The sequence below is a fragment of the Gordonia soli NBRC 108243 genome, assembly GCF_000334455.1.
GTDB classification, from domain to species: domain Bacteria; phylum Actinomycetota; class Actinomycetes; order Mycobacteriales; family Mycobacteriaceae; genus Gordonia; species Gordonia soli.
Genome location: NZ_BANX01000039.1, coordinates 46,234 through 57,943, shown reverse-complemented (window position 1 = coordinate 57,943; position 11,710 = coordinate 46,234). Strand labels below are relative to the sequence as shown.

14 protein-coding genes are annotated in these 11,710 nt (G+C 66.8%); 11 read left to right on the top strand and 3 right to left on the bottom strand.

What is annotated here, in order from left to right; genetic code table 11:
- The first annotated feature begins 38 nt into the window (after window positions 1-38).
- From GS4_RS22695 to GS4_RS24965, 11 genes are read left to right on the top strand one after another with little or no spacing between them, the layout of a single operon-like run.
- Entirely contained in the window at window positions 39-449 is a 411-nt protein-coding gene (locus tag GS4_RS22695; RefSeq protein ID WP_040511539.1) for a phage tail fiber protein, read from the top strand.
- A gap of 43 nt (window positions 450-492) precedes the next feature.
- Window positions 493-3,162: a Gp37-like protein gene (locus tag GS4_RS24970; protein WP_007624993.1), complete on the top strand. Its 2,670-nt coding sequence runs from the start codon at window positions 493-495 to the stop codon at window positions 3,160-3,162.
- A 15-nt stretch (window positions 3,163-3,177) separates the two neighbouring features.
- Window positions 3,178-4,071 carry a hypothetical protein gene (locus GS4_RS22685; RefSeq protein ID WP_007624992.1) on the top strand — a complete coding sequence of 298 codons (894 nt, stop codon included), beginning with the start codon at window positions 3,178-3,180 and terminating at the stop codon, window positions 4,069-4,071.
- Window positions 4,071-5,471, top strand: a complete 1,401-nt coding sequence (locus tag GS4_RS25705; RefSeq protein ID WP_007624990.1) for a hypothetical protein — start codon at window positions 4,071-4,073, stop codon at window positions 5,469-5,471. The genes GS4_RS22685 and GS4_RS25705 overlap by 1 nt, the downstream gene beginning before the upstream one ends.
- The gene (locus GS4_RS22675) at window positions 5,468-6,211 is read left to right on the top strand and encodes a C39 family peptidase (protein ID WP_007624989.1); all 744 of its coding nucleotides are present in this window, start codon (window positions 5,468-5,470) and stop codon (window positions 6,209-6,211) included. Before GS4_RS25705 ends, GS4_RS22675 begins: the two co-directional genes overlap by 4 nt.
- The gene (locus GS4_RS22670) at window positions 6,208-7,032 is read left to right on the top strand and encodes a glycoside hydrolase family 25 domain-containing protein (RefSeq protein ID WP_007624984.1); all 825 of its coding nucleotides are present in this window, start codon (window positions 6,208-6,210) and stop codon (window positions 7,030-7,032) included. The genes GS4_RS22675 and GS4_RS22670 overlap by 4 nt, the downstream gene beginning before the upstream one ends.
- A 2-nt stretch (window positions 7,033-7,034) precedes the next feature.
- On the top strand, window positions 7,035-7,457 hold the full coding sequence (locus GS4_RS22665; RefSeq protein WP_007624982.1) for a phage holin: 423 nt from the start codon (window positions 7,035-7,037) through the stop codon (window positions 7,455-7,457).
- A gap of 16 nt (window positions 7,458-7,473) precedes the next feature.
- Window positions 7,474-7,770, top strand: a complete 297-nt coding sequence (locus GS4_RS22660) for a hypothetical protein (protein WP_007624976.1) — start codon at window positions 7,474-7,476, stop codon at window positions 7,768-7,770.
- Window positions 7,767-7,973 (top strand): DUF7620 family protein, encoded by a 207-nt coding sequence (locus GS4_RS22655; RefSeq protein WP_007624975.1) that lies wholly within the window; start codon window positions 7,767-7,769, stop codon window positions 7,971-7,973. The genes GS4_RS22660 and GS4_RS22655 overlap by 4 nt, the downstream gene beginning before the upstream one ends.
- On the top strand, window positions 7,970-8,344 hold the full coding sequence (locus GS4_RS22650; protein WP_007624974.1) for a putative phage holin: 375 nt from the start codon (window positions 7,970-7,972) through the stop codon (window positions 8,342-8,344). Before GS4_RS22655 ends, GS4_RS22650 begins: the two co-directional genes overlap by 4 nt.
- Entirely contained in the window at window positions 8,326-9,129 is an 804-nt protein-coding gene (locus tag GS4_RS24965) for a PE-PPE domain-containing protein (protein WP_157226729.1), read from the top strand. The genes GS4_RS22650 and GS4_RS24965 overlap by 19 nt, the downstream gene beginning before the upstream one ends.
- 86 nt (window positions 9,130-9,215) lie before the next feature.
- On the opposite strand, the gene GS4_RS22635 is transcribed toward GS4_RS24965, so the two are convergent.
- The 3 genes from GS4_RS22635 to GS4_RS22620 all read right to left on the bottom strand — a co-directional run bounded on the left by GS4_RS22635 (window position 9,216) and on the right by GS4_RS22620 (window position 11,558).
- The gene (locus GS4_RS22635; protein ID WP_007624972.1) at window positions 9,216-9,734 is read right to left on the bottom strand and encodes a DUF1942 domain-containing protein; all 519 of its coding nucleotides are present in this window, start codon (window positions 9,732-9,734) and stop codon (window positions 9,216-9,218) included.
- Window positions 9,735-9,898: 164 nt separating this feature from the next.
- Window positions 9,899-10,744 (bottom strand): tyrosine-type recombinase/integrase, encoded by an 846-nt coding sequence (locus GS4_RS22630; RefSeq protein WP_007624971.1) that lies wholly within the window; start codon window positions 10,742-10,744, stop codon window positions 9,899-9,901.
- Window positions 10,745-11,189: 445 nt separating this feature from the next.
- A complete protein-coding gene (locus GS4_RS22620) occupies window positions 11,190-11,558 on the bottom strand; it encodes a VOC family protein (RefSeq protein ID WP_007624970.1) in 369 nt (122 codons plus the stop codon).
- Window positions 11,559-11,710 lie beyond the last annotated feature (152 nt).

Genomic DNA, 11,710 nt, shown 5'->3' with positions numbered 1-11,710 from the left:
CCCGGTCGGGTGATTCGTCGTACCCAAAGGAGTCCCACATGCCTGCCGTCGGAATCACCTCGTACATGGCGAACCTCTGGCTCAACTGGGTCCGCGGCTCGTCGACCACGCCGCCGACCACTGTCTACGCCCAACTCCACGTCGGCGTCCCGGGCGCCACGGCCGCCTCGAACCTCTCGGCCGGGACCGTCGGTGGAACCGTGCGAGTGGCGATCACGTTCGCCGCCGCGTCGGGTGGATCGATCAGCATCACCGGCACCGCGCCGTCCTGGACCTGCTCGGCCTCGGCCGTGTCCGAGACCCTCTCGCACGTCTCGTTCTTCGACGCATCGAGCGGTGGCAACTGCCTGTGGACCGCGGCGCTCAACTCGACCCGCACGTGGTCGACCGGCGACACCTACACGCTGTCGACCGACTCGCTCAATCTCACGCCGCTGGCCGCGAACTGACGCGAGACCAACGGTGCGAATCGGTCGAGAGGCCGTGACGTAAGTGGCGATCTCGCGGCAGCGGATCAACAAGAGCGGGTCGCAGTCGATCGGGTCGCAGAGCACGGCCGGGTACGTCCAGGTCACGAGCTGGACCTCGGACGCGTCCTATCCCGCGACCATCACGGCCGACGAGCTGGTGGTCGCCGGCAACGGCTCCGCCACCATCACGCTGTCCTACGCCAACACGGGCGGCAGCTTCCGCAAGGCGGCGCTCCTGCTCAACGGCACCGTCGTGGCCGAGTCGCCAGCCAACTCAGGATCGGGAACGCTGACCTACACCGCGAACCTCATCGCGGGCGACAAGATCCGCCATTCGATCTACAACAACGCGTTCGCCTCGACCACCACCGTCACGGCGGCCGGGACGTCGATCGACGTCAACCCGACGAGTCAGGCGTACACCGGCGACGCGACGACCACCATCACCGCCACCCCCGTCGCCGACGGCGGCAAGGGGACGACCGGCGGCGCGTCGCAGACCATCACCGCGACCGCCATCGCGGGAGGCCTTCGCGCGACCTCGTCGGGTGCTACCACGGTCATCACGGCCACCCCGACCGCCGCGGGCATCCGTGGGGCCTCCTCTGGTGCTGCGACGACCGTCGTGGCCACCGCAGTCGCCGACGGGTCCAGCGGCGGCTCGGCCAACACGACCGTCACGGTCGGGACACCCGCCGACGGCGTACTGACGAAGACGGGCGGCGCCTCGACCGACGTCACCGTCGGCTCCAGCGCCGACGGGCGTGTGGACGGCAGCGGGAACGCTGCCACGACCATCACCGCCACCCCCACGGCCGGTGGCACCGCCCAGCATCGCAGCGGCGCCCAGACGACCGTCACGGCCACCGCGGCGGCCGACGGTGTCGTCGGGGAAGTCGGGGGCGCGAGCACCACCGTCACGGTCACTGCGACCGCCGACGGCAAGGCTGGCGGATCGGCGAAGACCACCGTCACGGCAACGGCGAAGGCTGACGGCACCGTCCGCTACGCCGACGGCCACCTCGACCTCTCGCAGGCTGATCCGGTCGCCGCGTTCGCCGAGGCCGACCGCCGCCAGGACGCCCTCATGGCGAACCCGGGCCTCGAGGTCCGGGTGCACGACAACAAGGGCTATCCGCTCATGCCGATCAACGACTACCTGTCGGCCACCGTCGGGGAGAAGGTCCGAGCCGTCGGCACCGGAACGATCGAGCTGAAGGGCTCCGACCCCGCTGGCCCCGTCGGCATGACGTGCAAGAGCACCGTCGTCCCGATCACGGTGCGCAAGCAGGGGTACTGGAAGTGGACCGGCCGCGTCGACACCTGCGAGAAGGCCGTGGTCAAGGGTGTCAAGACCTACACGATGCAGCTGGTCCACGATACGAACTGGCTGAACAAGTGGATGGTGTTCCCGACCTGGTGGACCCCGATCCAGTTCCAGCCGATCAAAGAGGCTGTGCACGTCGGCCCGATCATCACCTGCATCAAGACGATGCTCGCCGAGCAGCAGATCCGGACCTACTTCGGGCTCTGGGAGATCGTCAACAACCTCACCAACCCTGCGGCCTGGTTCGCCTCGGCAACAGCCAACGCGCAGAACGGGAAGCCGCCCTACGTCATCATCCCGACGAACCCGCTGACGGACACCTCGAAGTGGACCACCATCACCGCCCGCATGGACTCGGTGATGTCGCTGATCGAGCAGCCGATGAAGGACTGCGGCGTCGTGCCCAAGGTCTGGATGTGGGAGCCGGGGGAGCCGCAGCCTGCACCCTGGGCGTTCACCCTGACCGAGCCGACCATCTGCTTCGACTTCGTCGACAAGACCAACGTCACCGGCCCGACAGGGACCGCGATCGACGGTCTTATCGGCGCCGGGGTCGAGCTGGCCGACATGGCACTCGGCGGCATCCTGGAGGCGCTGCTCGGCATCGACCCCAGCTCGATGAACGAGACCGACGCGACGAACCCCTACGGCGGGATCCTGTCGCACTACTTCGGCCTCGACTCGAAACCGCCGTGGCCGATCTACGAGGACGGCCCGAACAGCGGGATCACCGAAACCCATGTAGTGGCGCACCATCCGCTCGCCTACACCGTGATCGGCGGCGGACAGTCGCCCGAGTGGGTCAACCAGGGGATCAACCTGATCCTCGAAGCGCTCCTGTCGATGATCATCGCGGCGGCGGCAGCCGCAACGGCCGGCGCCGCGGGCGCGATCGGAGCGATTCCGAACTCGCTGCTCGATGGCGTGTTCGACAACATCATCCTCGCGTTCCAGGAGATCGAGCACGCCGGACGCCGGAAGAAGCTGGGCAAGTTCGGGTATCCCGAGTTCTTCACCAGCACCGGCGGCACCGCGTACACGCTCAACGAGCTCGTCGCGCTGGAGGCGGCGCTGTGGGATTCGCGCGGCTACTACACCTTCCAGCTGAAGACCCGCGACGGCGGCCAGTACACCTACGGCCGCGACTACGAGACGGGCGACCCGCTCTCGTGGATCGACCCCGACGACCGAGTGATCTACACCGACTACCTCACCGAGTGGCAGATCACCGACACGCGTCAGGACTTCGAGGACCTCGAGATCACCGTCGGTGACGGGAACGCGCTCGAATCCCCGTACGCCAAGTTCGCCCGCCAGTACGAGGGGCTATGGAGCGCCATCAAGGCGGTGACCCTTGTCGGGTAATCAGGAAGGCAGCCAATGAGTTTCGTTCGCAATCCAGATGGGTCGTACGTCGCGACCGTCCAGTGTCTCTTCACGGGTGCGCAGGACCCGTTCTCCACGGGTGTGTGCACCATGACGATGGTCATCGACGCCGACTCGGCGACATCCAACGCGGTCGCCCTCGCGCAGGGTCTCCCCGGCCTGGCGGCCACGTTCCGCAACATCGCAGTCACCGCGGGTCCGGCGAACAGCAACGCGACCGGCTCCCTCACGCTCGTGAGCCCCGGCGGCCCGGGCGAGGCGAGTGTCTACGACCTCGCGCTGACAATCCCGAAGGGCGCAGACGGCGGCACCGGTTCCCCCGGCTCAGTCCTCTCGTCCTCCGACGTCACCGGCACGCCCACCAGCGGCCAGATGCTCGTCTACAACTCGACGACGAACAAGGCGGTGTGGACCACAGTCCAGACCAAGCCCGTCCTCTACGTCGTCTCGGCCTCGTCGTTCACCTCGCTGTCCATGACCGCCGCAGGCGTCACGGGAGTCCTGACGAACATCACGATCCCGGCCCAGTCCTTCGCCTACCGCCCACGCGTCGAGGGCGACGTCGAAGTCACCCCCGCGGCGATCGGCACCCGCATCGACGGCGAGATCCGCATGGGTGGATCGGCAACCGCGCCCGCGACCATCGCAGCCTCGGGCACGATGCTGGGCTACGCGCGCGGCCAGGAGGCCGCCGGGGTGGCGTATCACCTGTCGGCATCACCCCGATTCGGCGTCGCGATCCTGCCGACCGATTCGTCACCCGCCGCGGTCGTGCCGGCCGGGACAGCCCAGACGATCGTCTTCTCCGCGGTGCGGCAATACGGCTCGGCCAACTGGTCGACGTCGCAGGTCCTCGCCGAGCTGCGCATCTGGCTGGATCCGGCCTGATGCCCTCACAGCAGTTCGTTGGAACGTGGACGAAGTCGTTCTTCGAGTTGGTCCTCGCGCGGGTGCTCTACGCCGTCGCCGGATTCCAGATCGACGTCTTCGGGTCGAAGATCAGCCCGTTCGCCGGGCTGAAGACGTGGGCTGACGACCTGTCGACGCAGGCGGTCTCGGCCTACAACGCCGCCGCCACCGCGCAGCTGTCGGCCGACGGGGCGCAGGCGAGCGCGAACACGGCCAACTCGGGTGTCGCGTCGAATGCGGCCGTCACCCAGCAGGCGGGCGGCGCGTCGATCTACGTCTCGACCGACTCGACCGCCGACGTCACGATCGATGCCCAGAGCGCCAGCGCATCGATCACCGTCACGTCCACCTCGGCCGCCTGGGGATTCCTCCGCTCGTCGGAGGCGGCGCAGCGCCAGGGCCTCGCATGGGTGGCGAAGAAGACCGGCACGGTCTCGAGTCTCAACCTCGACGTCTACAGCCTCAACGTCGCGACCGGCGAGGTCGCCTTGCTGTACTCGTCGCCCGACCTCAGTTCGTCGCTGTCGGTGGCGGACTCGTGGGGGACACACGTGCTCCCGGTCGCCCTCGTGGTGCAACGCGACGACGTCCTCGCGGTCCAGGCGCGCATGACCGGCAGCGGGTCGGTCGTATTCCACGGGGCCGTCTCGTCGAAGCCCAACGCGCTGGCGCGGCCGTACCAGCCGGGCCTCGTGCGCAACCCTGCCTCCTCACCCGCACCGTCGTCGATCTCTGGCGCGGTCGTCGACGCCTCGTACTCGACGTCGTTCCTGTTCCTGCAATTCGGCTCGAACACGTCGTTCGCCACCGTCCCGCGCACCATCGCCGACAACTTCGACGGCGACCTCGGATCGTGGGTGCTGAACAACGTGAGTTCCGGATCGAACCTCAAGATCAGCGGCGGCCAACTGGTATTCAACGGCACGACCGACGGCCGACAGGCGGGCATCTACCAGCTCCAGCTCGCGACCGACGACTGGAACGTGGCAGCGTGGCTCGGTAACCCGAATGTGCGGCAGTCGTTCATGATCGCCGCATCCGACTCGTCAATCGGGAACTTCCTCGCCCTCGGCGTGAGCAACTCGGGATGTGCGCTCTACACGGTCACCGGCGGGATCGGCGGCACCGCAACCCAGGTCGGATCATCGGGCACCGCGCGCAGCGGCGGGTGGACCATCACCTACCGGCAGGCGTCCAACACGTTCAACGTGTACGCCTCCACCGACACCAGCGGCGTCCCCGAGATCTCCTGGATCGACACCGGCGGTGTCATCCCGCACGTCGGCGGCCGGCGCTACTTCGGCCTCGCTCAAACGCGGCTCCTCACAACAAGTTCGGCCGCGTGGGACAACTTCGTCGCAAAGGACATGACGCCATGACTCAGACCATCCTCCCGCACACCTACCACGCCCAACAGAAGGGCTGGACCTGCGGACCGTCGACCGCGCTGGTCGTGCTCTCCACCTACGGGATCAACGTCACCGAGAACCAGATGGCGATCGAGTGCGGCACAACCGTCGACGGCACCGCCGACGTGGCGAACATCGACGCGGTCCTGTCCAGGCGAACCGGCCGCGCGTACTCGGCGCGCTACATCCGCACCGGAAACCCCACGCGCGAAGACATCCAGGCTCTCCGGGTCGCGATCACCGAGACGATCGTCAACAGCCGGCGCGGGATGCCGATCAACATCTGGGCGCAGGGCAACACCCGGCCGCCGGGCTACCCGTGGGAACTGATCATGCACTTCGTGACCGGCGTTGGCGCCGAAGTCGGCGGGGACGGACTGGCCAACGGCGCCTACATCTCCGACTCCGCCCGGTTCGGCGGCATCGAACACTGGTGGATGCCGATCGAGCGTCTGGCGGTCAACATCACCCCGAAGGGCTATGGCGCCCTCGTGGCACCCGACGTCCCGAATCCGTTCGGGGCGCTGTCGGATGCCGACCAGCGCGTGCTCCTCGACCGGGTGCGCTACGTCTACGACCAGCTCGGCCCGAAACTCCCCGCATGGGGAGCGAGCTCGTCGATCCTCGGCCCCGACGGCAAGGAGCTGACAGTACGCGACGGGATCGCGAGCACGAAGCGGACGATCGAGCGGATCGGGGCGAAGCTGTGAGCACCTTCTATGCCGACGTGTCCGAGTGGCAGCGCGGCGTCGACGACTCCTACCCGTACCGAATGCTCTGCATCCGATCCAACGACGGGACCTACCGAGATCAGAAGTGGGCCAACAACTACGCGTGGTGTCGCCGCGCGGCCGACGCGGGCAAGCTCGACTGTTTCCTCGTCTACATGGTCTACCGCCAGAACTGGCAACAGACCCTCGACACGTTCACAGCGCAGGTCGGAACCCCGCACCCGAAGTTGATCGCGATGGTCGACGTCGAGTCGTGGGGCGGCCAGATCGGCGGCAACCAATCGGCCGGTATCAACAACCTCATCGACGGCCTCGCCCGATTCCTCGGCGACCGGCGCCGCGTCGTCGCCTACGGCAACCAGGGCGATCTCAACTCCCTGTGGCCACATAAGCCGAGGGACACTCGGCTGGTCGTCGCGGGCTACTCGCGCACAAAACCGAACTACCCCAATCAGATCGCGTGGCAGTACACCGACGGTCAGGGGTACGGACCCGGCCCGCAGGGCTGCGCGCCGTTCGGCAACTGCGACATGAACCTGACCGATCTCTCACCCACAGATTTCGCCGCAGCGTGCGGCGTGAACGGAGGAAACAACATCATGGCTGCACTCAACGACGCAGAGCAGAAAGAACTACTCACGAAGGTGCGGTGGATCGCCGACCAGCTCGGCCCGAACCTGTGGGGACCTGACTCCTCGATGGGCAAGGCGGCCGACGGTAAGTCGGAGAACACCGTGCGCGACGGCCTCGCAGCGCTGAAGCGCACCGTCGAGGCCCTCGCGAAGAAGCTGGGGGTCTGACCGTGAGCAGCACCATTCTCGAGAAGCTCGGACTCAAGGCGACGACCGACTGGATCTCGATCGCCTACACCGCCCTCCCGACCGCGACGGCCGGCGCATCCATCGGGGCAGTTGCCACCGGTGACAAGTCGGCCCTCTGGGCGGGCATCGTGACGGCGTTCCTCGCGCCCCTGATCGCGTTCGTCCGCGCCCGATCGATCTCGACCCTGCGCCCTCTGCTGTACGCAGCGGTCGGCGCCGTCCAGCTCGGGCTCCTGGGCTACGGCATCGCATCCCAGGTGCAGGTCGGGATATGGCTCCCGGTCGTGTCGACCGCACTGGCCGGACTCACCGGCGGGATCATGAACGCCAACACGGCCAGCACGTCGGCATTCACCGGCAACGCCCAAGGGATCGCCGACCCGAACGCCCCGGTCGCGGAATGACGATCGGTTGTAGCGCGTGAGCTTCCTGTCGCCGGCCGCGTGGAACGGGGTCGGCGTGGTGTCGATCATCCTCGTGGTCGCGACAGCCACGGCCATCGCGTTGGTCAAAGGGTGGATCGTGCTCGGTGTCACCCACCGTGAGCTGATCTCGATCCGCGACCGCGAACTGGAGGCGGCAGAACGCCGCGACGTTGAGAACCAGAAGAGCATCGCGAAGTTCGCCGATGCCGCAGCCGTCTCGACGGCCACGGCCGAGGTGCAGCAGGCGATGGTCACAGCGATGCGTCAGATCGCCGAGGAGCACGCGCCATGAAGTTCTGGTGGCAACGCGAGATCGCCGAGGCGCGGGTTCGTGCCGATCGCATGGAACAGAAGGCCGACGCGGCCCGCGACCGTCGAGAAGAGGCGGAGCGGGCCGACGCGCGGGCACAGAAAGTCGGGGACAGCTTGAGGAAAGACTTGGTCAAGAACGGGTTCGCGGAGGCGATGCGGGCAGCCTTCGGGGGTGTGGGATGACGGCGAAGATGATCGCGGACATCGCGATCTGCGTCCTGGCGTTCGAGCAACTGGTGTTCACCGTGCAGTACGTGGTGAAGTCGCCATGGTGGGCGTCGAACCTCGGCAAGGTCTACGCCCTCAAGTCCACCCTGTGGACGCTGGTGGTGCTACAGGTGGCGGTGTCGGTGTCGACCGGCTCGGAGTACCCGGGCCGCCACTATGTGCGGCTGGTGATCTATGTCGGTGGCGCGGTCGCGATGGTGTGGCTATGGCTGATGCTGCGCCGGTACCAGGAAGAGGGGCGCGAGGCCCGCGCCAGGGCCGGTGACACCCGCACTCAGCGACAACTGTGGGCGGACACGCTGCGTGAGTGGGCGGGGCGCAAATGACCGCGATCACCCTCATCACCGTCCGGGGCACCGCCGAGCGTCGTTGGAGCGCAACCAACATGCTCAGCGTCCCGGCGCTCAAGCTCGGCGACCGGGTCGAGTGGGTCGACCTCGACTACGAGGCGTCGATCGCGTGCTTCAACCCGACCGGCAACGTGCTGGGGGTGAGCGAGGCGCAGTCGCGCCGCGAAGGCGTGACGAACCTCGCGGCGGCGATCCGGTCGACGCCGAACCTCGTGGTGCTCGCGGGCTACTCCCTCGGTGCGCTCGTCGTCAGCGACTTCCTCGCGGCGAGGGCCCGCGGCGCCTACCGCGACTGCACCGTGCTCGCCGTCGTGAACATCGCGAACCCTGCCCGCCGGGCCGCCCAGTCGTACGGGCGGCCGTCGTTCGGCTACGGCCTCGACGGCGCACACCCCGCGTGGCCGGCCGGGATCGACGTGTACGAGATCGCCAACCCGGTCGACGGGATCACCTCGATGCCGGCCGAGTCGCCATTGCGTCCGCTCGCCGACCAGATCCGCACCTTCAGCCTCGGGGACCCGCACGTCTGGTTCGACCACATGGTGGCCCAGCTCGACGGGATGGAGGCTCGGCAGGCTCGCGCGCAGTGGTGGGAGCCGACGTTCTGGCAGTCCTACGCCGAGGCGCCCGCGTGGCTGCGCGGATACCTGTTCGACGGCCAACACACCCGCGCGTACACCGAACGGCGCTGGTATGGCCGTGCGGGACGGCGGATCTCGGCGCAGGACCTCGTCGCCGAGACGGTCGCGATCTACGCCTGAATCCGAAGAAAGACCGAACGAAAGACCCCCGAACCTTGCCTGGGTTCGGGGGTCTTTCGTTCGTTCGTTCGTTGGGTCGTCGAGTTCTACCTGGCGGTCCAGGTGGCCAGTGGTTCGCCGAGAGGGCCGGTCAAGGAAATCGATTGGATCGTGTGGCCGGCGGGTACGTCGAATGCAACCGCGCCGGACGTCTTCTGGCCGGACGGAATCGATGCCGTGCCGATTTGCTCGGCGGCCCCACCGAGCGAGGCCTCCAGGTGTGTGCCGTCGTTGGTTGCGGCCGAGAAGTAGAGCGGATTCACCTCCCACGTCCCCTTTGTGCCCTGGATCGTCGCGGTGACCTGCCAGAGTTCACCCTTCACATCGGCGAACTCGCTGGCCTGCCCCTGCTGGAGGTCGGCGATCGTGATGCGGGCTGCGTTGCCGGAGTCGGACACGTCGACTGTCGCTCCCACTGGGAACGTCTTCTTCTTCTCGGGCGCGCCCGCGGCAGCGGGGGTTCCGGACTCCGATACTTGATTGGCATCGGTGCTCGCGCACCCAGCTCCAGTGAATGCGATGATTGCCAGCGCCGCGATAGCGCCGATGAGCGTACGGTTACGCATGACTCCAAGACTCCATTCTTGGGTCCGTCGCCCCGGCCTGTGACAGCAGGTGCGGGGCTCTTTTCGGTTGTGTCGCACGCTGTCACGCGCGGGTCAACGTTTGCGGAACGCTACTCGGCCCTCCGCCCGGCGTGTGCCGGGTTTCGGATAATTCGTTCGCTCGGTCAGGCCGCCGTCTTCCAGGGGTCGAGTCGATGAATCCCCTCGACCTTTCGCTGATCCTTGACCTTCGTGTACTTCGCCGTCGTGGCGAGGCTCGCGTGGCGCATCAATTCCTGCGTCGTGCGGAGATCGACCCCACTGTCGACGAGCGCGGTCCCGAACCAGTGCCGAAGGGAATGGGCCGAGCCTTGGGCGCCAGCCCGGACGATTGCCTGTTTGATGATGTGACCAACCGACTTTCCTCGGATATGCCCACCCTCCGGCCGGCTTGAATTGGTCGGGAACCACCAGCCTTCCCGGGGCATCATCCACGCGACGTCGACGACGAGTGGATGCAGGGGGAGTGTCGATTTCACTCCGCCTTTCCCGGTGAACGTGACGGTCCGCTCAACGAGGTCGAAGTTCTCACCCCGAATCTTCGCGATCTCGGCGCACCGCATTCCAACGAGGGCGTAAAGGATGATCATCACCCTGGTGCGCTTGTGCATCCGCACCGCCAGCACTCGGCGAAGGTTGTCGTCGGACAACGGCTTCGGCTCCGCTCGGGGGACGCGAGGCGAGGTGATGTTGATCATCGGGTTGTCGATCCGATGGCCCGTGCGTTGCAACCACAGAAACCATGCCCGCATGGCGCGGTAGTAGGTGTTCCGGGTCCCGGGCGACCAGTCCTCGCCGCTGGCCAGCCATTCGACCAGATCGTCCATCGTGGCCTCACTGGGAGACACGCCCATCGTGTTGGCGAATCGGTGCAGAATCGCGGCGCGCTCGGTCACCGTCCGCTTTGACAGCGATTGCGCGAATTGCGATGTGCGCCACTGGATAATCAGGCGTGAATCATGCTCGTTCATGGTGCTGCGTCCCCCTTTATCGGCTGGAAGAAATCGCGAGTGGCCCGACCATTCTGGAGTGTCGCCGCATTGAGTAACGCTCGATATCAAATTGCCCGCGAGCGTTGTCAAACGGTTACCGGAATGCGAAGAATCGGACACGATAGCCGACGATCAGGCGACTTCAAGCCCGCCTGGTTCGAACGTGAAGTTCCGACGATTGACCGGCAACTCCTTCACTACGGAGCAGAAGGCCGCAGGTTCGATTCCTGCCGGGGGCACAGTTTCTGTACTCGTCGATCTCACTCTGATTCTCATCCTCACCTCGGATCACACCACCCGTCGTCGCGCCGGCCGTAGTCACCGTTCGGCGATTCGCTCGGCGGACGCGTGAGGCGAACAGCGATCAGTCGGTCTGCCCCGCGAGGAGACCGAGCAACTCGGGCGATCTCCCCGCGGGCCGTGCTCACAGATACGGCTGGGTGAGCATCTCGAGGTAGTGACCCGACGGATCCTTGAAGTACACCCGTCGTCCCTCGTCGGTGGCGACCTCGTTCGGGCGGCGCATCTGCGGGTCGGCCCAATGCTCGATGCCGTCGCGGACGAGTATCGCGTAGCCGCGGTCGAACTCCTCCTCCGACATCAGGAACGCCATGTGAACGGGATCGTTGACGGGGCCGGATGCGAACTGCAACAGCGTGTCGTCGTCGAGCAGGATGTTGGTGAACGGACCCCAGCCCGGTGCCTCGCGGGCGCCGAGGATGGTGCGGTAGAAGGCCGCCGACCCGACCGGGTCATGTGAACCGATGATGGTGTGGTTGAAACTGACTGTCACGAATACTCTTTCGTGTCCCACGCCTCCATGCCTGACGCAGTCCGCCATCGGCACGCGACGCTGCCTCGGAGTGTAGCCCCGCGGCGGGTCGTCGGGGTGGCGAAAATCTGCCGTCCTGCGCGGTGTCGTGTGGATAGTGCACGCGGCTCGCT